Raw genomic sequence first — 765 nt, forward strand, 5'->3', positions numbered from 1 at the left:
GCCGCGACGTGCGCGCCCGCGACGTGCAGATCCTGTTCGCCGACGCCGCCACCGGCGCGCGTTCGCCGGCCCTCGTCCACCAGGGCAAGATCGGCGAGATCATCCAGGACAAGCCGGAGCAGCGGCGCCGCGTGCTGGAAGACGCCGCCGGCGCCGCCGGCCTGCACGCCCGCCGTCACGAGGCGGAACTGCGGCTGAAGGCGGCCGAAACCAACCTCACCCGCGTCGAGGACGTGATCGGCCAGCTCACCGGCCAGATGGAAGGCCTGAAGAAGCAGGCGCGCCAGGCGATCCGCTACCGCGAGGTCGCGGCCAAGGTGCGCAAGTCCGAAGCCATGCTGTTCCACCTGCGCTGGATCGGGGCCAATGCCGACGTCAACGACGCCGCGCGGACCCATGATCTCGCCGTGCGCGAGATGGCGGATCGCACCCAGCATCAGGCGGAAGCCGCGCGCATCCAGGCGATCCGCGCCACCGAACTGCCGGCGCTGCGCGATGCCGAGGCGCGCGCCGCCGCCGGCCTGCAGCGCCTGACCAATGCGCGCGAGATGCTCGACCGCGAGGAGCAGCGCGCCAAGGAGCGCGTCGGCGAGCTCGACCGCCGCCTCACCCAGTTCGCCCAGGACATCGCGCGCGAGCAGCAGCAGACCTCGGATGCCGACATCGCGCTGCAGCGGCTCGACACCGAAGACGCCGAGCTGAAGGAAGAGATCAAGTCGCGGGTCGAGAAGCGCTCCGGCGTCGACGAGCGCGTGGCCGAGGCCG

Annotated in this window: 1 pseudogene; it reads left to right on the plus strand. The window is 72.2% G+C overall.

The annotated features are described in order from the left end of the window. Positions 1–23 precede the first annotated feature (23 nt). Positions 24–765 (plus strand): annotated as a pseudogene (locus NS334_RS16435) (chromosome segregation protein); the annotation flags it as partial.

It is taken from the genome of Sphingomonas endophytica (assembly GCF_001476895.1).
GTDB lineage: Bacteria > Pseudomonadota > Alphaproteobacteria > Sphingomonadales > Sphingomonadaceae > Sphingomonas > Sphingomonas endophytica_A.